Origin of the sequence: Parvibacter caecicola, assembly GCF_003725335.1 — a bacterium.
Classification (GTDB): Bacteria; Actinomycetota; Coriobacteriia; order Coriobacteriales; family Eggerthellaceae; genus Parvibacter; species Parvibacter caecicola.
Genome location: NZ_QIBY01000051.1, coordinates 1 through 579, shown reverse-complemented (window position 1 = coordinate 579; position 579 = coordinate 1). Strand labels below are relative to the sequence as shown.

General features: G+C 72.2%; 1 pseudogene. It reads right to left on the bottom strand.

The features are described from left to right. Window positions 1–579, bottom strand: a pseudogene (locus DMP11_RS10345) (hypothetical protein); the annotation flags it as partial.

Genomic DNA, 579 nt, shown 5'->3' with positions numbered 1-579 from the left:
CGCAGGAGCGCCGGTTGGGGGAACCGGCGGCTGATCCCACGGGGGCGTTTCCACGGGGGCCGCCGGCGCGGGGGCGGCCGGAGCCGCAGGGACCGGGGCCGCTGGAGCGGGCGGAACGGGAGCGGACGCCGGGGCGGAAGGCACCGGCGGAGCAATGGACGCTGCAGGGGCGCCGCCCGACACCCCTTCCTTCTTCTGCAGGCAGAACACCACTGGCGCGCCGGCGGCAGCGTCCAGGCACTGCTGCAGCTCGTTTTGCACCTCCGGCTTTTGCAGGGCGTTGGCGGCGAAGGCGTTGGAGGCGTCCACCTCGATTATCAGCACGCCCTTGTCGGCGTCCAGCACAGGACGGGTGTTGAAGAACAGCACCGCATGGGCGGGGTTGGCCTTTTTGATGGAGGCCATGGCGTTTTGCCACATGCGCTGCAGGGTAGCGGGGTTCTTCAGCACTTCCACCAGCCCCTCCACCATGGCGCCGCTGCAGGAAGCGGCCAACGGGGTCGAAGCCGCCTGAACCGGCGCGGGCCCAGCGGCCCCTACAGCCGCCGGCTGGGCCGCGGCCGCAGGGGCCGGGACCTG